The sequence below is a fragment of the Bradyrhizobium liaoningense genome (assembly GCF_018130955.1).
In the GTDB taxonomy this organism is placed as follows: Bacteria; Pseudomonadota; Alphaproteobacteria; order Rhizobiales; family Xanthobacteraceae; genus Bradyrhizobium; species Bradyrhizobium liaoningense_C.
The window spans coordinates 1-18,901 of record NZ_JAFCJM010000081.1; the positions used below are offsets into that span (position 1 = coordinate 1).

Below are 18,901 nucleotides of genomic sequence, written 5' to 3' on the forward strand. Positions count from 1 at the left end.
CTCGCCCTTCTCAACCGCCACCATAAAGCGCATCCGCTCGTCCACGGCACAGGTCTCCTTCCAACCCATCGGCAAAGCCCTCCTTGCCGACAGTTGACCTGTTACCCATGTCGCCGGTCTATTCTGTTACCCATGTAGCCGGTTAGGACCGGCGAGCCACCCTCTCCCACAAGGGGAGAAGGGAAACGAGTTAGGCCCTAATCGTCGTCATCGGAGCCGAACAGCCTGATCTGCGGGAGCGCCGGACGGCGGCTCGCGATGAATTCGCGGGACTCGGAATCCTCTCGCACGCTGCGCGCGACGTCGTTCCAGTCGGTCCGATCGCGCGGCCCGCGCATCTCCTGACGGCGCCGCTCCGCCCAATGCTGTTGCCGCTCAGCCCGGCGCCGTTCCTGGGCAGCGCGCTTGGTATCGGACTCGCTCGCCTTGGCGTAAGCGTTCTCAGGCGCATAAGCAGCGTTGGCCGTCCTCGCGTCGTTGGCTGCGGGTGCCGGCGGTTCGGTGCTTGCCGTCTTGGTCTGCGACTCGGCATGCGCGGGCGGTGCGAACACAGCACCAAAGACCTGCGAGCCCGTCAGATACCGCACGTGTTCGGACGGCCCACTTGCTGTCGCCGCAGCCACCACTGGCTCCGCGCGCCGCTCATACTTGGCCGTGTCGGGCCCCTGCTTGGGCGTGACGGGATGCATGATATTGCCGGCGATAAGACCGCCGCCAAGACCAATGGCGATGGCCGCGACGATCGTTCCGGCACCGACGAAATAGGCTGTCGAAGCGCGCATTGATCCACTCCCTCTTTGGAGCGGGCAACGCGTGGCAGAATTTGATGTTCCTTGACGGGATGGACGTTTGGGGAAAAGCGGCAGTTCCGCGGCAAGACACGTTCAGAACAAGAGCCTGCTGTCGCACGTCAGATCTGCTGCGCGACCTTCTCGAGCCCGATGATGCGGGCAAGCTTGCGGACCTCTTCCTTCTGGTCCTCGCGCAACTGGAACAGCAGCGGCATCGCGGCCGACTTCAACTGCTGGACCTCCTGGCTGTCCGGATCGAGCTGCACGCCCTGCACCTGCGGATTGCTGAGCTTGTTCGCCTGAATCTTGCGCGCGACGTTGCGGAGCGCAGTCTCCACGGAAGGCCAGTAATATTCCTGCGACGAGGACAGCTTCAGCCGGTCCTTGATGCCGGCAATCTGCACGTCTGATAGCAGCGAGTAGGCTTTCTGCGGCTGCGGCTTTGCAACCGGCTTCGGCTTGGCCGGCGCTTCGGCAGCCTGGGCCGGCGCCTCGGATGCGCTCGCCTTCGGCATCGGGAAATCGGACGGCGTGGCAGCGGCAAAGGCCTGGCGCAGCGGCTCGGTAAGGGCGGGCACCTTGACGGGCTCGATCGCGGCGGAGGCGAGCGCCAGGGTCGGAATGTTGAGCCGGTCGGCCTTGGCGGCGCGGTTGGTGACCAGCTCCTTTGGCGCGGGCTGGGCTGCAACCATCTCGGCGGTGACGGCAGGGACGCTGTCGCGGCCCAGAATCGCAGTGGCGGCGGCACCGAGGACGAGGATGCAGGTCAGAACGACGATGGTGATGGCTTTCGACAAACGTCTCTCCGCGGCCTGCTCTTCACGTCCACGTCAGAAAAGCCCGGAAACTGGGCGGGAATTAAGGCGCAAGCCGTTGCGCGCGGCGACATCCGGCTGGATTGCGGCGACAGCGACCGGAAACTTCAATGAAATCAAGCGGCTGCGGCGAGGTCGTAGGCGTCCTGGATGTCGGCGACGATCTCGGAGGCTTCCCATACCGCACGCGGCTCGACCGATTGCAGGGTGACGGTCCAGTTACCGCCCCGACGGGTGCGGGGCACGCTGACGATGTCGAAGCGCACCTTGCGGCAGAGCGGATGGCGCGCGAGCGCATGCGCCACCCGAACCCGGATTTCGTCGAGCGTTGCCCGCGTCTTGGTGGTGCTGAGATAATCGTAGTCCATCGCCTACCCCTTTGGTCCTGATCGGCGGCCTTGAGGGGGATTCTGGGATCGCGATGGTTAATGTGCGGTTAAATGGCCGCGTCTGCGGGATTGCGGCCTCGAACGCGAGGCCGCGCGCGGGCGACCAAGCGGCATGGCAGAGACAACAGGCAACGCGCGCGCGGGATCGGTCCGCCTCCCGCTGACGGCCTGCCTTGCGACCTCGGCACTGGCGCTTGGGCTTGCCGCGTTCGAGCTGCCGATGTCGGACTTCCCCTCCGGCCTCGTGCTCGCGCTGCTGCCGGTGCTCGCCGTGCTGTTTCCGGTCTGCGGATTATGGTCGCTGTTTCTGCTGACGCGCATCCGCGCGCGCGGTGCACGATTCGCGCTGCCCTTCGTCGTCTGCGCCGCGACGCTGGCCGCGCTCACCTACGTTCCGTTCACGCACATCTGGCTGGAGACGAATTTTTGGTGGCACCGCGCGGCGCGCGAACGGATCGTCGCGCGCGTCGAGGCCGGCGAACTCGTTCCGAACGTCGCGCATAATGCCCGTCTGATCGCGTTGTCGCCCGACGCAAGCACCGTGTCGGCCGGCGGCGAGATCGTGGTCGATCAGGACGACCGCGGCGCCTATGTCCTGTTCCTCACCATGCGCGGCTTCCGCCACACCTTCTCCGGCTTCCTGCATGTGCCGAAGGGTGGCGATCCCGCAAATTTTTTCGAGTTCGACGACGAGCCGCCGCGGCAGGCCGTACGCTATGCCGAGCAATGGTACTTTGTCGCGAACTAGCTCCCGCCGGCCGCGCGATATTCGGCGAGCGTCCGTGCGACGAGATCGTCGACCCCGGGCACATCCACCACGCCCGAGGTCGAATGACCGCCGCTCCAGATGTCGCGCCAGCGTTTTGGGCGGTTCTCGCGCGCGGTGATGTCGATATCCTTGCCGATGTCGATCGCGCCGCGCGCGGGCAGATCGTCGGGATCAAGACCGGCGGCGACGATCGATGGCTTCAGCATGTTGGTCTGAAGACCCGTGAACGCCGTGGTCAGCAGGATGTCGTCGGCACTCGCCTCCACAAGCATCTGCTTGTAGCGATCGTCCGCCATGCTCTCGCGCGTCGCAATGAATTTTGTGCCCATATAGGCGAGATCGCAGCCGAGCACTTCCGCCGCATGGAGGGCATGGCCGTCGCTGATGCCGCCCGCGAGCACGATGATGCCGTCATAGAACGAGCGCACCGCGCGGACGAAAGCGAATGGATTGAGCCAGCCGGTCTGACCGCCCGCGCCCGCCGTGAGCAGTACGAGCCCGTCTGCGCCAGCCTCCGCCGCGCGCTCGGCGTGGCGGATCGAGGCGACGTCGGCGAGCACCAGTGCGCCGGCATCGTGTAACGGCTTCACCACCGGCGCGGGCGAACCGACGGAGGTGATGACGATCTCTGGCTTGTGTTGCAGCAGCACTTTCACATCCTGCTCCAGCCGCGCGTTGGAGCGATGCACGATCAGGTTCGGGCAGATCGGCGCGTGCTTGTTGCCGCTCGCGTCGGCGTGCTGCTGCAGACGCGTCTCGATTTCGGTGAGCCATGTGCCGAGTTGTTCCGTGCTACGGCAATTCACCGTCGGAAAACTGCCGATCACGCCGTTGCGGCACGCAGCCACGACGAGTTCTACGCCCGAGACGAGAAACATCGGCGCCGCGATCAGGGGAAGGCTCAGTCGCTCGCGCAATCGATCGAGACGTTTCGATTTCAAGCGTGCCTCCGCTTTGCCATTTCAAGCCGCAGTCATTGTGCTAGCGTTGCAGCTAACATTGGCACGGCAAGCGGCCGATGACAAAACAACGAGGAAACACATGTCCGCTCCGCTCCACGCATCGCCACCGACTTGTGCGCAGACGCTGCGCGCGCTGGCGCGCTACCCAGGCCGAACCGCCTTCAGTTGGCCCGGGGGATCGCTGACCTACCAGGGCGCCAGCGACCTGATCGGACGGATTCAGGGCGTGTTGATGCGGCTTGGACTGCAGCCGGGCGCGCGCGTCGCCTTCCTCACCGCCAACCGCGCCGACACCTGGTGCGCCGGCAACGCCGCGCAATTGGCACGCCTCTGCATCACCTGGCTGCATCCGCTGGGATCACTGGAAGACCAGCTCTTTCAGCTCGAGGATTCCGAGGCCGAAGTACTGGTGGTCGATGCGAGCGCCTTCCGCGATCGCGGCGGCGAGCTCGCTGCGAAGACGGGCCGGCTGAAAGCGGTGTTCACCATGGGACCTGCCGGCTACGGCGTCGATCTGCTGGCGGCGATCGAGAACGCGGGACACGCCAGCGCGCAGTGTCTCGCCAGCCTCGACGACCTCTCCACGCTGAACTATACCGGCGGCACCACCGGCAAATCCAAAGGCGCGCTGCGCTATCACCGCGAAAATGCCGGAGCTGCCGCGGCGATCCTCGCCGACTTCGAGATTCCGGATGCCGCGCGCTATCTCACGGTCGCGCCGATCAGCCATGTCGCGGGCACGAAGGTGTTGCCGACCCTGATGCGCGGCGGCACCGTCCACATGCTGAAAGGTTTTGATCCCGAGGCGGTGCTGACGACGATCGCGCGCGAGCGCATCAACTTCACGCTGTTCGTGCCGACCATGATCTATGTGCTGCTCGATCATCCCTCTCTGGACAAGACCGACCTGTCCTCGCTCGAGCTCGTGCTTTATGGCGCCTCCGCGATGTCGCCGAGCCGGCTGGTCGAGGGCATCGAGCGCATCGGCCCGGTGTTCTCGCAGCTCTACGGCCAGACCGAATGCTATCCGGTCTCGGTGCTGCGCAAGTCGGATCACGATCCCAAGACACCGGAGCTGTTCTTGTCATGCGGCTTCCCGATCGCGGCCTGCGAGGTCAAGATTCTCGATGACAACGACCAGGAAGTGAAGACGGGCGAAGCCGGCGAAATCTGCGTGCGTGCGCCGCATGTGATGGCCGAATACTGGAAACGTCCTGACATCACGGCGGAGACGCTGAAGAACGGTTTTGTGCATACCGGCGACATCGCGCGCAAGGACGAGCGTGGCTACATGTTCATCCTCGACCGCAAGAAGGACATGATCGTCTCCGGCGGCTTCAACATCTTTCCGCGCGAGGTCGAGGACGTGCTGTCGCAACACGCCGACGTAGCGATGGTTGCGGTCGTCGGTATCCCTGACGAGAAATGGGGCGAAGCGGTCACCGCGATCGTGGTCCCGCGCGAAGGCGCGAACCCCGATGCGGACGAGCTGATCAACCTCGTGAAGTCAAAGAAGGGATCGGCGCATGCGCCGAAACAGATTCAGTTCGTCAAGCATCTGCCGATGACCGGCGTCGGCAAGGTCGACAAGAAAGTGCTGCGCGCGAGCTTCTGGAGCGGGCGAGGCCGGATGGTGGGGTAATCCTTGCGGCTTACAACCGGCCATACCCTGCACCGCACAACTTCGCGCGTTTCGACTCAGGGTTTCTACGGGTAGCTGTGACCCGTAAACAACAGCACGCGAGCGACTTTTCACGGACGGCACCCACGCAATTGCAGGCGATTCGGCGAATCACCTAGACCGCTGATGGGGCTGGGGAAGCGGAGAGTAAGCATGAGAGTCGCTTCCCTGGAAAGTGCGGTGGCCGCGATTGCGTTGATCACGGCCATCATAGTCCTGCTGTGGGAGATCAAGATCGTCTACGGCATGTGAAGGCAGGACGTCGGCGTCGAACAAGAGACCTCCGATCAAGAAGAGGTTCGCGACAGGCATCCCTTCCGCGGCGGCGGAAGCCTGCCCTTCAAGTCATTCCCCGGGCGCGCGCCGATCGGCGATGTGCGCGAAGCTGCCGGGAAAGCGCAGCACTCACCGTTTCTCGATCACCAGACTCTGCACGGCGCGGCCGAAATAGCCCTGCCTGTCGGCAAGCCGCGACATCGCGAGCCCCGCACCGTCCGGGCCGATCCAGGAGTCGCCGTCGAGCAAGATCCATTCGCCGACCGGCTGCCGCGCAAAGCTCACGGTGAGGTCGGCGTTGATGTAGGTCCAGTGACGGAAATCCAACGTCGAGGCGGTGCCGTTGGAGAAGTCGGCAGCGACCACGGCGCGCATCGCCTGCGAGACGGCAAAACCTTCGATCAGGGGGTGATCGACGCGAAACCAGATCGCACCGGCGCCGGCCTGGCCGAAGCGGCCGCGCGCGGCGCGCATCGACACCGCGCGCACGAACGGACTGGTGGCGGCGTGGCCGTCCTCGACCAGCGACTCCTCCGGCGACGGCAGGTCGACCTGCAGCTCCTTGACATCATCGGGCAGCGTGAGCGCCTGCTGCTTGATCTTCAGCACGGTCGCGCCGACCACGACGACGCCCTCGGCCAGGAGCTTGATGCCGCAGAGCTGGATCTTGCGACCCTCGCGCAGCACCTCGGTGGCAATCGTCAGCGGTGCCACCGGCACCGGGCGCATCAGGTCGATGGTGACGCGCGCGATGTCCATCGGCGCCTGCGTCGGAATCCGCTCGGCCGCCCACACCACGAGCGAAGCCGGCGCCGAGCCGTGCTGCATCCGGGGATCCCACGGCCCCGCCGCATCGGGGCTGGTAACGACGCTGTTGCCGTCGACGCGGAAGATGGGGGGCATCAAACATTCCATTTCTGCCGACATTTCCCGGACGCTGCGCAGCGCGTCAGCGGTGCGCTGCTGATCCGGGGTCCATCGTGGGGCATGGGTCCCGGCAAAGCGGCGCACCGCAAGAGCGGTGCACCGCGTCCCGGATACGACAGTCTACAACGGCGGATCGACGGCTTCGTCGTATTCCTTCTTGAAGCGCGCGATCAATTCGGCAGCCGGCATGACCTTCTCGACGCTGCCGATGCCCTGGCCCGAACCCCAGATCTCCTTCCAGGCCTTTGGCTTGGCGCGCTCGCCGGACGCATCGGTGCCGAAATTCATCTTCGAGGGGTCGGAGGTCGGCAGATTGTCGGGATCCATTCCGGCGGCGAGGATCGACGGCTTCAGATAGTTGCCGTGCACGCCGGTGAAGAGATTTGAGTAGACGATGTCATCGGCCGTCGAGGACGCGATCATCTCCTTGTACTTCTCGACCGCGTTGGCTTCCTTGGTGGCGATGAAGGCCGAGCCGATATAGGCGAAATCGGCGCCGAGGATACGCGCGGCGCGAATCGCCTTGCCGTTGCCGATCGCGCCCGACAGCGCGATCGGGCCGTCGAACCACTTTCGCGTTTCCGCCACGAAGGCGAGCGGCGAGATCACGCCGGCATGGCCGCCGGCGCCGGCCGCGACCAGGATCAGGCCGTCGGCGCCCTTCTCGATCGCCTTGTGCGCGAACTTCTGGTTGATCACGTCGTGGAAGACGATGCCGCCCCAGCCGTGAACCGCCTGGTTGAGCTCCTCGCGCGCACCCAGCGAGGAGATGATCATCGGCACCTTGTACTTGGCGCAGAGCTGCATGTCGTGATCGAGCCGATTGTTCGACTTGTGCACGATCTGATTGACCGCGAACGGCGCCGACGGCCGCTCGGGATGCGCGCGGTCATAGGCCGCGAGCTCCTCGGTGATCCGCGCCAGCCATTCGTCGAGCAGCTCCGGCGGACGCGCGTTCAGTGCCGGAAACGAGCCGACCACACCCGCCTTGCATTGCGCGATCACCAGATCGGGCACGGAGATGATGAAGAGCGGCGAACCGATCACGGGGATCGACAGGCGTCCCTTGAACAGGGCAGGCATAGACATTGCGAAACGGTCCTCTATTGGCGGTCAAAATTGCGGGTTGGCGTCCATACCAACAAGGCAATCTTTCCACTGTCAAGTATTGCGTTTTCACGCCGCAGTGCGGATAGCGTTACCGCAATTTCAACCAGCGGAATTCGTCTTCCGTCATTCCGGGATGCGCCGACAGGCGCAGGCCCGGAATCCCTCGGGCCACAGAGTGAATGTCGAAATGGATTCCGGGTTCGCGCTTCGCGCGCCCCGGAATGACGACACCTCAAGAACCCTTACGCAATCAAATCGGGATTGATCAGCCGCTCGAAGGAGAACATCTCGTCCCACTTCTGCTGCGTGAGCAGCTTGCGCTCGACCACCACGATCTGGTGCAGTGACTTGCCGCTCTTGTAGCCCTCGCGCGCGATCTCGGCGCATTGCTTGTAGCCGAGCAGCGGCTTCAGCACCGTAACGATGCCCAGAGAGTTCAGCACCATGTTGCGGGTGTGGTCCTCGTTGGCGGTGATGCCGACCACGCAGTTCTCGCGCAGGCTGTTGACCGCGCGTTCCATGGTGCGGATCGAGAAGAATAGCGCAAACGAGATCACCGGCTCCATCACGTTGAGCTGGAGCTGGCCGGCGGAAGCCGCCAGGGTCACCGTGGTGTCGAGCCCGATGACGAGAAAACTCGTCTGGTTGACGACCTCGGGGATGACCGGGTTGACCTTGCCGGGCATGATGGACGAGCCCGGCTGCATTTGCGGCAGGTTGATCTCGTTGAAGCCGGCGCGCGGGCCCGAGGCAAGCAGGCGGATGTCGTTGCAGATTTTCGTCAGCTTGCTGGCGGTACGCTTGAGCACCCCGGAGAGCTGCACATAGGCGCCGGTGTCGGAGGTTGCTTCCACGAGATCGCCGGCGAGCACGAAGTCGACGCCGGTCAGCGCGCTCAGATGCCGGACCGCGAGTTTTGGATAGCCGACCGCCGCCGTGACCGACGTGCCGATCGCGGTGGCGCCGAGATTGATCTCGCGGAGCAGCGCGCGCGCCTCCGAGATACGGTCGACCTCCTCACCGATGGTGGTGCCCCAGCCGCGGAATTCAGCGCCGAGCGACATCGGCACCGCGTCCTGGAGATGGGTGCGGCCCATCTTCAGCACGCGGTCGAACTCGCGGCCCTTGGCGAAGAAGGCCTCCTGCAACTGCCGCAGCGCCGTCATGTAGCTCTCGAGCCGCAGGATCAGCGCGAGGCGAAAGGCGGTCGGATAGGTGTCGTTGGTCGACTGGCCGTAATTGACGTGGTCGTTCGGACTGACCTGCTGGTAGTCGCCCTTCTTGAAGCCGAGCGATTCCAGCGCGAGATTGGCGATGACCTCGTTGGCGTTCATGTTGGTGGAGGTGCCGGCACCGCCCTGGATGAAGTCGGTGACGAACTGGTCCATCATGTCGCCGGCAATGACGCGGTCGCAGCCCAGGATGATGGCGTCCGCGACCTTGGCATCGACCGCGCCGAGATCGCGGTTGGCCATCGCGGCGGCCTTCTTCACGTAGCCGAGCGCCTTCACGAAGTAAGGCTCCTGGCTCATCGGGATGCCGGTGATGTGGAAGTTCTCCTTCCCGCGGATGGTCTGGACGCCGTAATAGATGTCGTCGGCGATCTCACGCTGTCCGAGGAAGTCCTGCTCTGTGCGGCTCACGAGATGCTCCTTGTCCGATGCTTCGAGCTTTGCGCGCCGATATCCATCACCTATTGGCACAGCGCGCGCGTGACGTAGGTGTCGGTGCGGCAGTCGTCCGGCTTGCGTTGCCGGCCGGGGATCAGGACTTTTGCCGAGCACTTTTCCGCCGAATCGGCGTTGAGGCTCTTGCCTTCCTTGTAGCCCTTGCTCTGACAAAGCTGGTCGGCGGCGACCTTGCAGTCGGGCGCGCCGTTGGGCGAGGCCGGGCAGGACACCCTCCCCGTGATCATGACCGAGGGCTTTGCCAGGCGCGACAGCGCGTCTCCGGCGTCCTTGGCGGTCTCACCGGGGCTTTTGATCGGCGGCAGGATGGAGGGCAGCTTGTCGAACAGCTTGCCCATTTCGTTGATCAGGCCGGGATTTTCCTCGCGCGCGGGCGGCGCCGAAGGCGCTGATGTCGCCGGCTGCGACGGCGCCTCGGGCCCCTGCTCCCGCAGACCGAGCGATGATGACGGGGGAGGCGACGTTGGCGCTGCAGGCGAAGGCGCCATCGCCTGCGGCCATCCGAGCCCGGCGGTACCGATGAGAACAGACAGCACCGCGCAGAAAAATATCGCTGGTCGTGCCACCGGATTGCCGGATCGAACCATCATGACGCAACCGTAACCGAAGCCGGCGCGGCGGCAAAGCGCCGGCATCCCCTAAATCAGCTTGATCGCAACCACGAAGCCGAGCACCAACACGACGGCGCCGATCGTCACCCACAGTCCGAGGTGCTCCTCGAGCTTGTGCCGGAACCAGTCGCCATAGCGGTTGAGCAGAATCGCCGCGATGAAGAAGCGGCCGCCGCGCGCGACGATCGAGCACAGGATGAACAGCCCGATATTGTAGCCGGCAAAACCGGAGGTGATGGTCACGAGCTTGTAGGGGATCGGCGTGAGGCCCTTGAGCAGGATGATCACGGCGCCCCATTCCGCATAGGAGGCGCGGAAAGCATCGACCTTGTCGCCGAGGCCGTAGACCTGGATCAGCCAATGGCCGACCGAGTCATAGAGCAGCGCGCCGATGGCGTAGCCGAGGATGCCGCCGAGCACCGAGGTCGCGGTGCAGACAGTGGCGTAGAGCCAGGCGCGCTGCGGGCGCGCCAGCGACATCGGGATCAGCATCACATCCGGAGGGATCGGGAAGAAGGAGCTTTCGGCGAAGGCCACGGCTCCCATGATCCAGAGCGCGTAAGGCTTGTGGGCGGCGTCGATGCACCAGTCGTAGATACGTTTCAGCATGGCGCCGCGATGAAGCACCATGGGACCGATTTGTCCATGGCGAGATGGGGCCGCTTTGTGGTGCTTTGGTGCTTTCTGTACGCCTAGTGCCGCTTGCGGGCGGCGCGGCCTTCCAGCGCGACAATTGGCCGCCGCGCGGCAACGCGAGGTGACGCGACTTTGGGCAATTTCACCGAGGTTTTCGGCAGCTTCTCGGCAATCCCGAGCATGTCCTCGCGCCGCGCCATCTCGCGCCAGACGTCCTCGGGCCGGACGCCAGCGGAAGCCCAGAGCACGGTGAGATTGTAGAGCAGGTCGGCGCTTTCCCGGATCACGGCGTCGCTGTCGCCGTGAACCGCGTCGATCACGACCTCGATGGCTTCCTCGGCGAGTTTCTTGGCCATTTTGGCAGGGCCGCGCTGAAACAGCCGCGCGGTGCGCGATGTCTGCGGATCGAGATCCCTGGCCGCGAGCACAGCCAGATATAGCCGCTCAAGCGAATCACTCATGGTTACTCAAAACTACTCGAAACAAATGGCGAGCGTGTTAACGTCCGGCAATTAAAGCAAAAAACAGGCCGGCCCCGCAAGGGCGCCGGCCTGTTTTAGTCAACGTCAAGTTGATCGATGGCTAATGGCCGATCGGTTAGTAGCAGGCGTAGCCGGACCAGCCGTGGGAACAGACCTTGGTGTACCCGCCATATTGCTCGGGCGGCGGGCCGTAATAATAGGGGCTGGGGGCGTAATACGCCGGGGCCTCGCTGTAGTAGTAACCGGGACCCGGACCATAGGCGTAGGCATCGCGGGTGGCTGCGATCGCAAGGCCGGTCGCGGCAAGGCCGAAAACCGCGGCGGCCGCGGCGCCTCCACCACCATGCCAGTGACGGCCGCCCGCGTAAGAGGCGGTGGGTGCAGCGGCGGTCAAAGCCACCACCGCCGCAGTGGCAAGAATGGCCTTGCGGCCGGCAAATTTTGAAAATCGATCGAACATCTCAGGGACCTCCGTGGCGCCTGTGGACAGGCTCATGCTTCCACAACCCGCAGATCCCATCTTGGGTTCCCCAACCCCAACGCAAGATGAACGCGACAAAAATTCGCAAAACGATTGCGAAATCGTGACGCATTCCGCTCATCAGCCGTTCAGGTTTGATCGGACACACTGAGAGCCGCCGGCGCTTTGGAAAGCGTCACCAAGAAGCATCAAACGAAAGTCCGGCGTGACCTGATGCGCGTTTGTCCGACATTCGTCCTCCGCAGTCTGCTGACATTGTGCATCGGCCTTGCGGCCCTGCTCTGTCCGGCTGCGCGCGATGCTCGGGCGGATGCGCTGCAAAACATTGCGATCCAGTTCTCGTTCGACCGTCCACTGGACTCCAGCATGGCGCCGTTCTTCGTCGCGCAACGCAGCGGCCTGTTCAGCGCCGACCATCTCAGCGTGTCGTTCAACCACGCGGCCGGCTCGCCCGAGGCGCTCGGGCGCGTCGGCAAGGGCGACAGCGATCTCGCGCTCGTCGACATCAACGAGTTGATCCGCTTTCGCGACAAGCCCGACGCACCGGCGGTCAAGGCGGTGTTCGTGCTGTTCAATCGCGCGCCCTACGCGATCGTTGCCCGCAAGAGCCGCGGCATCCACGCGCTGTCGGATCTCGACGGCAAGATCGTGGGCGTGGCCGACAGCGACCTGTCGTTCCGTCTCTGGCCCGCGCTCGTGCAGCGAAACGGCATCAATGCGTCGCACGTAAAGTTCTACAAGATGAGCGCCGCCGTGCGGGAGCCGATCCTGTCCGCCGGTCAGGTCGACGCGGTCACGGGTTTCTCGTATCTGTCGGCCGTCAATTTGCGCGACCGCGGCGTGCCCTCGGGCGACCTCGTGGTGCTGCGCTATGCCGACCACGGCTGCGAGGCCTATGGCTTCGCAGTGGTGGTCAATCCGGCCTTTGCCGCGGCGAAGCCCGACGCCGTGAGAGGTTTCGTGCGCGCCCTGATCGGCGGCCTCAATGCGACCGTGAGGGATCCGGAGCATGCGGTGGATGACGTCGTCAGCCGCATGGAGAGTGGGGTGCGGGACCTCGAGCTCGAGCGTCTGCGCACAGTGCTCGCCGACAACGTCCTGACCGACGAAGTCAGGCGCAACGGCCTCGGCGACATCGACCCGGCGCGGCTCGACCGGGCAATCGACCAGCTCGCGCAGGACTTCAAATTCCGCAAGCGGCCGGTGGCGAGCGACATCTTCGACGGATCGTTCCTGCCGCCGGTGGGCGGGCGGCTGATCAATTGAGTAAAACTGACGGCTTCCGCCGTATCCCGCTATCTCTGCCGGGCCATCCCTGATTAGAATGCCGGCAATAGTTAGAATGCCGGCTTGCCAACCACGCCTCGAGTTCCTGTCCCGCATGTCCATCCTTCGCCTCTACACCCGCGTCCTTGATCTGCTCGGCAAAGAGGCGCGGCTGGGCTGGCTGCTGGCGGTCGCCAATCTCCTGCTCGCGGCTTCGCAATTCGCCGAGCCGGTGCTGTTCGGCCGCATCATCGACGTGCTGTCGGGCAAGACGGTCGCAGGCTCCAATTCGGCCTGGCCGTTCCTGTTGGCCTGGGTGGCGTTCGGGCTGTTCACCATCGCCTGCAGCGCGCTGGTGGCCCTGCATGCCGACCGCCTCGCCCACCGTCAGCGCCAGGCGGTGCTGACGAGCTATTTCGAGCACATTTTGCAACTGCCGCTGACCTTCCACTCCGGCACCCATTCGGGGCGGCTGATGAAGGTGATGCTCAACGGCACCGACGCGTTGTGGCGGCTGTGGCTCGGATTCTTCCGCGAGCATTTTGCCGCCATCCTCTCGGTGATCGTGCTGCTGCCGCTGTCGCTCTATCTGAACTGGCGGCTCGCGGTCCTCCTGTTCGTGCTCTGCATCGTGTTTACGGCGCTGACGACATTCGTGGTGCGCAAGACCTTTGGCATGCAGATGGCGGTCGAGGAGCATTACAGCGAGCTCTCCGCGCGCGCCTCCGATGCGCTCGGCAACGTCGCCCTGGTGCAGAGTTTTGTGCGCGTCGAATCCGAGGTGAAGGGACTGCGCTCGGTCGCCGACGACTTGCTGGCGGCGCAGATGCCGGTGCTGTCGTGGTGGGCGCTGGTCACCGTCATCACCCGCGCCTCCACCACCATCACCGTGCTGGCGATCTTCACGCTCGGCATCGCGCTGCACGACCAGGGGCTGACCTCCGTCGGCGACATCGTGATGTTCGTGAGCTTTGCGACGCTGCTGATCCAGAAGCTCGAACAGGTCGTCAGCTTCATCAACAACGTCTTCATGGAAGCGCCGCGCCTGCGCGAATTCTTCAACGTGCTGGACGCGGTGCCCGCCGTGCACGACCGGCCCGATGCGATCGACGCGGGGCGGCTGTCGGGCCTCGTCGAGTTCAACGACGTCACCTTCTCCTATGACGGCAAGCGGCCGGCGGTGGAGGACCTCTCCTTCACCGCGCTGCCCGGCCAGACCATCGCGCTGGTCGGCTCGACGGGCGCGGGCAAGTCCACCGCGATCGCGCTGCTGCACCGCGCCTTCGATCCGCAATCCGGCTTCATCAAGATCGACGGCATGGACGTCCGCGGTGTGACGCTGACGTCGCTGCGGCGGAACATCGGCGTGGTGTTCCAGGAGGCGCTGCTGTTCAACCGCTCGATCGCCGAGAACATGCGCGTCGGCAAGCCCGATGCGACGGAGGCCGAGATGCGCGTCGCCGCGGAGCGCGCGCAGGCGATCGAGTTCATCGAGCGCAGCGGCGGTTTCGAGACCAATGCCGGCGAGCGCGGCCGCATGCTGTCCGGCGGCGAGCGGCAGCGGCTGTCGATCGCCCGCGCGCTCCTGAAGGATCCACCAATTCTGATCCTGGACGAAGCCACCAGCGCGCTCGACGCCGTCACCGAGGCCAAGGTGAATGCGGCTCTCGACGAAGTGATGCGGGGCCGCACGACATTCGTGATCGCCCACCGCCTCTCCACCATCCGCAACGCCACCAAAATCCTGGTGTTCGAGAACGGGCGCGTGATCGAAAACGGAACTTTCGATGAACTCGTCGCCAAAGGCGGCCATTTTGCCGAGCTCGCCAAGGCGCAGTTCATGGTGCAGGAAAATGCGCGGGCCGCCGTAAGCGCGTCCGAGGCCGCCGCATCAGCCGTGAAGTCCCCGTAGGGACTGCCGAAATTCGGCCCATTTCATCGCTGAATACCGCGCCAAAGCCCCTGTTCTCGACGCACGAGCCGGTATAGGTTTGCACCGCCGCAAGCGGCGGCGCCGAATACGCTTTCAAGCCCGAAACTCAGATCATGAGGACCGCCGTATCAGGCCGTTCTCCAAAGACCGGAATCGGATAGTGCACTTCTTTCGCCCGCTGCTTCGCGCATCTGTCGTCAACCTGTTCCTTGCGGCCGCAACGCTGGCTGTCGTCGCGCCGCGCGCGGCGAACGCCGAAGCGCTGCTGCTGATCGAGGCCGACAGCGGCAAGGTCCTGCAGGCCGAAAACGCGACCATTCCCTGGTACCCGGCCTCCGTCACCAAGATCATGACGGCCTATGTGACGCTGAAGGCTGTGAAGGAGGGTAAGCTCACCCTCGACACGCTGCTCACGGTGTCGCCGGTTGCCGCCTCGCAGTCGCCGTCGAAGATGGGTTTCCGTCCGGGAACACAGGTCACGGTCGACAACGCGCTGAAGATGATGATGGTCAAGTCGGCGAACGACATGGCCGTGGTGCTTGCCGAAGGCGTCGGCGGATCGATCGACGGTTTCTCCGCGATGATGAACCAGACCGCCGCAAGGCTCGGCATGACGCAGACGAGCTACGTCAATCCAAACGGCCTGCCCGCCGACGGCCAGATCACCTCGGCGCGCGATCTCGGAATTCTTTCGCGCGCAGTGCTGCGCGACCTGCCGGAGTACGAATACTTCATGCACATTCCCGCGATCCGCTTCGGCAAGCGTGTCACGGGCAATTTTAACAAGCTGATCGGCCGCTATCCCGGCGCCGACGGTTTCAAGACGGGCTTCATCTGCGCCTCCGGCTACAACCTCGTCGCCTCAGCCACGCGCAACGGGCGCCGGCTGATCGCGGTCGTGCTGGGGGCCAATTCCGGCACTGCGCGCGCGGTGAAGGCGGCGCAGCTTCTGGAGCGCGGCTTCTCGCAGGACGGGCTGTCATGGCTGCGCCCCGCGCTCGGCACGGTCGACAATCTCGTGCCGGTCGACGCGTCGCCGCCCAACCTGCGCGACGAGATGTGCGGCGGCAAGCGCAAGCGCCCGGCGAGTGACGACGACGACGCGCTGATCGCGACCAATGGCGGCACCGCCGGCTCGGGTTCTCTCACCGGCGGCGCGGCACAGGTCACGTTCTTCACCGCTGGCCTGCAGCCGCCGCTGATGAAAGCCTCCGATCTGCTCGCCTCTGCGGCTGCGCCCGCCGAGCCCGTCCCGGTCTATACCGGCCCGACCCGCACCGGCGCGGCCTTGATCGCGGCGGTCGCCGCCGACGCCGACCAGCAGGCGACGCCGCGTCGCGGCAAGAAGTCGCGCGTCGCGGCGCGCAAGCCCGAGGCCGGCGAAAAGTCCAAAGACGCCAAGTCCGACGCCAAGCAAAACGCCAAGCCCGATGCCAACAAGCCGGATGCCAAAACGGCGGCCAAGCCGGCGTCGATCAAGCATGCCAACGCCAAGCCTGAGTCCGCCGCCAAACCAGCGGAAAAGCCGGCCGCCAGCGGTGATGCCAAGCCCGCCAAGCCGAAGGCTGCCACCAAGCCGCCGGCCAAGCCCAAGTCCAGTAGCTAAGACCAACAGCTAGCGGTACCGACCGGCAGCATCCGCGGCAGGCACGTGGTTAACCACGGCGGCCGCCCTTTGCGACGATTCCGGTAGCCAACCCCCGCCCCTTTGCCCTAAGCCTCAACGGCTTGCCTTGGGGTTCGGCAGGCACAATACTGTCGACAATGAGGCAAGCCCGGAACGACACAACGGGCCCGAAGTCCAAGGAGGGGAGTACCAATGGAGCGTATCTGGCTCAAACAATATCCGCCCGGCGTGCCCGCTGATATCGAGCCGACGCAATATGCATCGCTCGTCGATCTCCTGGAGGAGAGCTTTGCGAAATTTTCCGATCGCAAGGCCTTCATCTGCATGGACAAGGCAATCACCTATCGCGACCTCGACCAGATGTCGCTGGCGCTCGCCGCCTATTTGCAGAGCCGCGGCCTGCAGCGCGGCGCCCGCGTCGCGATCATGATGCCGAACGTGCTGCAATATCCGGTCGCCACCGCCGCCGTGCTGCGCGCCGGCTTTGCGGTCGTCAACGTCAACCCGCTCTACACGCCGCGCGAGCTCGAGCATCAGCTCAAGGATTCCGGTGCCGAAGCCATCATCGTGCTGGAAAATTTTGCGCACACCGTCGAGCAGGTGATCGCCAAGACCCAGGTCAAGCACGTCATCAAGGCGAGCATGGGCGACCTGCTCGGCTTCAAGGGCGTGATCGTCAACCTCGTCGTCCGCAAAGTGAAGAAGATGGTGCCGGCCTTCTCGCTGCCGGGCGCAGTCTCCTTCAACGAGGCGCTGGCGGCGGGGCGCAACGCGACCTTCAACAAGCCCAAACTGTCGCCCGGCGACGTCGCGTTCCTGCAATATACCGGCGGCACCACCGGCGTCTCCAAGGGTGCCACGCTGCTCCACCGCAACATCGTCGCCAACGTCTTGCAGAACGACGCCTGGCTGCAGCCCGCGCTGAAGAAGCCACCGGTCGTCGACAACATGATCATCGTCTGCGCGCTGCCGCTCTATCACATCTTCGCACTGACCGCGTGCTACCTGCTGGGCGTCCGCTCCGGCGGCACCAACCTGCTGATCCCGAATCCGCGCGACATGGCCGGCTTCGTCAAGGAGCTGCAAAAGTACCAGGTCAGCTTCTTCCCGGCCGTCAACACCCTCTACAACGGACTCTTGAACACGCCCGGCTTCGACAAGCTCGATTTCTCGAAGCTGAAAATCTCCAATGGCGGCGGCATGGCAACGCAGAAGGCGGTCGCCGAGAAATGGCTGAAGACCACCGGCTGCACCCTGTCGGAAGGCTATGGGCTGTCGGAGACCTCGCCGACGCTGACCTGCAACCGGGCCGACATCGAGCAGTTCTCGGGCACGATCGGTCTGCCGGTGCCTTCCACCTATCTTTCGATCCGCGACGATGACGGCAACGAAGTGCCGCTCGGCGAGTCCGGCGAGATCTGCGCCAAGGGCCCGCAGGTGATGGCCGGCTACTGGAACCGTCCGGACGAGACGGCAAAGGTGATGACCGCGGACGGCTATTTCCGCACCGGCGACATCGGCGTGATGGACGAGAAGGGCTACACCAGGATCGTCGATCGCAAGAAGGACATGATCCTGGTCTCCGGCTTCAACGTCTATCCGAACGAGATCGAGGAAGTGATCGCGGGTCATCCGGGCGTGCTCGAATGCGCCGTGATCGGCATTCCGGATTCGAAGTCGGGCGAGGCGGTGAAGGCCTTCGTGGTCAAGAAGGACCCGAACCTCACGGCCGAGAGCGTGATCAAGTTCTGTCACGAGCAGCTCACCGGCTACAAGGTGCCCAAGCACATCGAGTTCAGGACCGACCTGCCGAAGACCAATGTCGGCAAGATCCTGCGCCGCGAGCTGCGCGACGAGAAGAAGGCCCAGGCGGCGTAAGCCGGCGCGCGGACGGTGCCCGGAACTCCTGACGCAACACCTGCCGGCATCCTCGCCTTCTGGCGAGAGGCCGGCAGCGAGCGCTGGTACAAGCGCGACGACGCCTTCGACACCGAGGTCCGCGACCGCTATCTGGATGTGTGGCGCAAGGCCGCCGCGGGCGAGCTGTCCTCCTGGGAAAACAGCGACGACGGCGCGCTCGCGCTCGTCATCGTGCTCGACCAGTTTCCCCGCAACATGTTCCGCGGCGACGCCAGCGCCTTTTCAAGCGATGCGCTGGCGCGCGAGGTGGCGCGTCGTGCCCTCGGTCGCGGCGCCGACACCCGGATCGATTCCGCCTTGCGCGAATTCCTCTATCTGCCCTTCATGCATTCCGAGCATCTGCCCGACCAGCTTCACTGCGTGGCGCTGTTCCGGGCGATCGGCGACACCGAGAACCTGAAATACGCCGAGGAGCACGCCGACATCATCAGCCGCTTCGGCCGCTTCCCTCACCGCAACCCGGTGCTGGGCCGCGCCATGACGGACGAGGAGCAGGACTTCCTCGACAAGGGCGGCTTCGCCGGCTGATGACATCAC

General features: G+C 64.7%; 18 protein-coding genes. 7 read left to right on the forward strand and 11 right to left on the reverse strand.

The genetic code is table 11. From position 1 onward, the window contains the following. Positions 1-197 precede the first annotated feature (197 nt). From JQ632_RS35285 to JQ632_RS35295, 3 genes are all read right to left on the reverse strand, one after another. Positions 198-782 carry a hypothetical protein gene (locus JQ632_RS35285; RefSeq protein WP_212407327.1) on the reverse strand — a complete coding sequence of 195 codons (585 nt, stop codon included), beginning with the start codon at positions 780-782 and terminating at the stop codon, positions 198-200. 128 nt (positions 783-910) lie between these two features. Beyond that, on the reverse strand, positions 911-1,588 hold the full coding sequence (locus JQ632_RS35290; RefSeq protein ID WP_212407328.1) for a hypothetical protein: 678 nt from the start codon (positions 1,586-1,588) through the stop codon (positions 911-913). Between the two features lie 134 nt (positions 1,589-1,722). Beyond that, positions 1,723-1,974: a hypothetical protein gene (locus JQ632_RS35295; RefSeq protein WP_212407329.1), complete on the reverse strand. Its 252-nt coding sequence runs from the start codon at positions 1,972-1,974 to the stop codon at positions 1,723-1,725. Positions 1,975-2,107: 133 nt separating this feature from the next. Here JQ632_RS35295 and JQ632_RS35300 point away from each other — a divergent pair, with 133 nt between their 5' ends. Then, the gene (locus tag JQ632_RS35300) at positions 2,108-2,743 is read left to right on the forward strand and encodes a hypothetical protein (protein WP_212407330.1); all 636 of its coding nucleotides are present in this window, start codon (positions 2,108-2,110) and stop codon (positions 2,741-2,743) included. On the opposite strand, the gene JQ632_RS35305 is transcribed toward JQ632_RS35300, so the two are convergent. After that, positions 2,740-3,705, reverse strand: coding sequence for a nitronate monooxygenase family protein (locus JQ632_RS35305; protein ID WP_212407331.1), 966 nt, complete (start codon positions 3,703-3,705; stop codon positions 2,740-2,742). The two genes, JQ632_RS35300 and JQ632_RS35305, sit on opposite strands and share 4 nt — an antisense overlap. Before the next feature lie 100 nt (positions 3,706-3,805). Between JQ632_RS35305 and JQ632_RS35310 the strand changes: the two genes are divergently transcribed. Beyond that, a complete protein-coding gene (locus tag JQ632_RS35310) occupies positions 3,806-5,368 on the forward strand; it encodes an AMP-binding protein (RefSeq protein ID WP_212407332.1) in 1,563 nt (520 codons plus the stop codon). Positions 5,369-5,812: 444 nt separating this feature from the next. On the opposite strand, the gene JQ632_RS35315 is transcribed toward JQ632_RS35310, so the two are convergent. The 7 genes from JQ632_RS35315 to JQ632_RS35345 form a co-directional block, all read right to left on the reverse strand. After that, positions 5,813-6,586 (reverse strand): thioesterase family protein, encoded by a 774-nt coding sequence (locus tag JQ632_RS35315; protein ID WP_212407333.1) that lies wholly within the window; start codon positions 6,584-6,586, stop codon positions 5,813-5,815. Positions 6,587-6,730: 144 nt separating this feature from the next. Next, positions 6,731-7,699 carry a nitronate monooxygenase family protein gene (locus tag JQ632_RS35320; RefSeq protein WP_212407334.1) on the reverse strand — a complete coding sequence of 323 codons (969 nt, stop codon included), beginning with the start codon at positions 7,697-7,699 and terminating at the stop codon, positions 6,731-6,733. Positions 7,700-7,962: 263 nt separating this feature from the next. Further along, a complete protein-coding gene (locus JQ632_RS35325) occupies positions 7,963-9,363 on the reverse strand; it encodes an aspartate ammonia-lyase (RefSeq protein WP_212407335.1) in 1,401 nt (466 codons plus the stop codon). Positions 9,364-9,413: 50 nt separating this feature from the next. Then, the gene (locus JQ632_RS35330) at positions 9,414-9,998 is read right to left on the reverse strand and encodes a hypothetical protein (RefSeq protein WP_212407336.1); all 585 of its coding nucleotides are present in this window, start codon (positions 9,996-9,998) and stop codon (positions 9,414-9,416) included. A gap of 48 nt (positions 9,999-10,046) precedes the next feature. Continuing rightward, the gene (locus JQ632_RS35335; RefSeq protein WP_212407337.1) at positions 10,047-10,649 is read right to left on the reverse strand and encodes a YqaA family protein; all 603 of its coding nucleotides are present in this window, start codon (positions 10,647-10,649) and stop codon (positions 10,047-10,049) included. Positions 10,650-10,711: 62 nt separating this feature from the next. Further along, entirely contained in the window at positions 10,712-11,116 is a 405-nt protein-coding gene (hisE, locus tag JQ632_RS35340; RefSeq protein WP_212407338.1) for a phosphoribosyl-ATP diphosphatase, read from the reverse strand. A gap of 136 nt (positions 11,117-11,252) precedes the next feature. After that, positions 11,253-11,597: a hypothetical protein gene (locus JQ632_RS35345; protein WP_212407339.1), complete on the reverse strand. Its 345-nt coding sequence runs from the start codon at positions 11,595-11,597 to the stop codon at positions 11,253-11,255. Between the two features lie 234 nt (positions 11,598-11,831). Between JQ632_RS35345 and JQ632_RS35350 the strand changes: the two genes are divergently transcribed. The 5 genes from JQ632_RS35350 to JQ632_RS35370 all read left to right on the forward strand — a co-directional run bounded on the left by JQ632_RS35350 (position 11,832) and on the right by JQ632_RS35370 (position 18,892). Continuing rightward, positions 11,832-12,884, forward strand: a complete 1,053-nt coding sequence (locus JQ632_RS35350) for an ABC transporter substrate-binding protein (RefSeq protein WP_212407340.1) — start codon at positions 11,832-11,834, stop codon at positions 12,882-12,884. A 115-nt stretch (positions 12,885-12,999) separates the two neighbouring features. Next, the gene (locus JQ632_RS35355) at positions 13,000-14,796 is read left to right on the forward strand and encodes a glucan ABC transporter ATP-binding protein/ permease (protein ID WP_212407341.1); all 1,797 of its coding nucleotides are present in this window, start codon (positions 13,000-13,002) and stop codon (positions 14,794-14,796) included. Between the two features lie 181 nt (positions 14,797-14,977). Next, on the forward strand, positions 14,978-16,423 hold the full coding sequence (locus JQ632_RS35360; protein ID WP_212407342.1) for a D-alanyl-D-alanine carboxypeptidase family protein: 1,446 nt from the start codon (positions 14,978-14,980) through the stop codon (positions 16,421-16,423). Between the two features lie 213 nt (positions 16,424-16,636). Continuing rightward, the gene (locus tag JQ632_RS35365; RefSeq protein WP_212407343.1) at positions 16,637-18,322 is read left to right on the forward strand and encodes a long-chain fatty acid--CoA ligase; all 1,686 of its coding nucleotides are present in this window, start codon (positions 16,637-16,639) and stop codon (positions 18,320-18,322) included. A gap of 15 nt (positions 18,323-18,337) precedes the next feature. Then, positions 18,338-18,892, forward strand: a complete 555-nt coding sequence (locus JQ632_RS35370) for a DUF924 family protein (RefSeq protein WP_212407344.1) — start codon at positions 18,338-18,340, stop codon at positions 18,890-18,892. Positions 18,893-18,901 lie beyond the last annotated feature (9 nt).

Coding starts and splice junctions, on each gene's coding strand:
- JQ632_RS35285 (WP_212407327.1), bottom strand. CDS start 782: ATGCGCGCTTCGACAGCCTATTTCGTCGGTGCCGGAACGATCGTCGCG.
- JQ632_RS35295 (WP_212407329.1), bottom strand. CDS start 1,974: ATGGACTACGATTATCTCAGCACCACCAAGACGCGGGCAACGCTCGAC.
- JQ632_RS35300 (WP_212407330.1), top strand. CDS start 2,108: ATGGCAGAGACAACAGGCAACGCGCGCGCGGGATCGGTCCGCCTCCCG.
- JQ632_RS35310 (WP_212407332.1), top strand. CDS start 3,806: ATGTCCGCTCCGCTCCACGCATCGCCACCGACTTGTGCGCAGACGCTG.
- JQ632_RS35315 (WP_212407333.1), bottom strand. CDS start 6,586: ATGCCCCCCATCTTCCGCGTCGACGGCAACAGCGTCGTTACCAGCCCC.
- JQ632_RS35320 (WP_212407334.1), bottom strand. CDS start 7,699: ATGTCTATGCCTGCCCTGTTCAAGGGACGCCTGTCGATCCCCGTGATC.
- JQ632_RS35330 (WP_212407336.1), bottom strand. CDS start 9,998: ATGATGGTTCGATCCGGCAATCCGGTGGCACGACCAGCGATATTTTTC.
- JQ632_RS35335 (WP_212407337.1), bottom strand. CDS start 10,649: ATGGTGCTTCATCGCGGCGCCATGCTGAAACGTATCTACGACTGGTGC.
- hisE (WP_212407338.1), bottom strand. CDS start 11,116: ATGAGTGATTCGCTTGAGCGGCTATATCTGGCTGTGCTCGCGGCCAGG.
- JQ632_RS35345 (WP_212407339.1), bottom strand. CDS start 11,597: ATGTTCGATCGATTTTCAAAATTTGCCGGCCGCAAGGCCATTCTTGCC.
- JQ632_RS35350 (WP_212407340.1), top strand. CDS start 11,832: ATGCGCGTTTGTCCGACATTCGTCCTCCGCAGTCTGCTGACATTGTGC.
- JQ632_RS35355 (WP_212407341.1), top strand. CDS start 13,000: ATGTCCATCCTTCGCCTCTACACCCGCGTCCTTGATCTGCTCGGCAAA.
- JQ632_RS35365 (WP_212407343.1), top strand. CDS start 16,637: ATGGAGCGTATCTGGCTCAAACAATATCCGCCCGGCGTGCCCGCTGAT.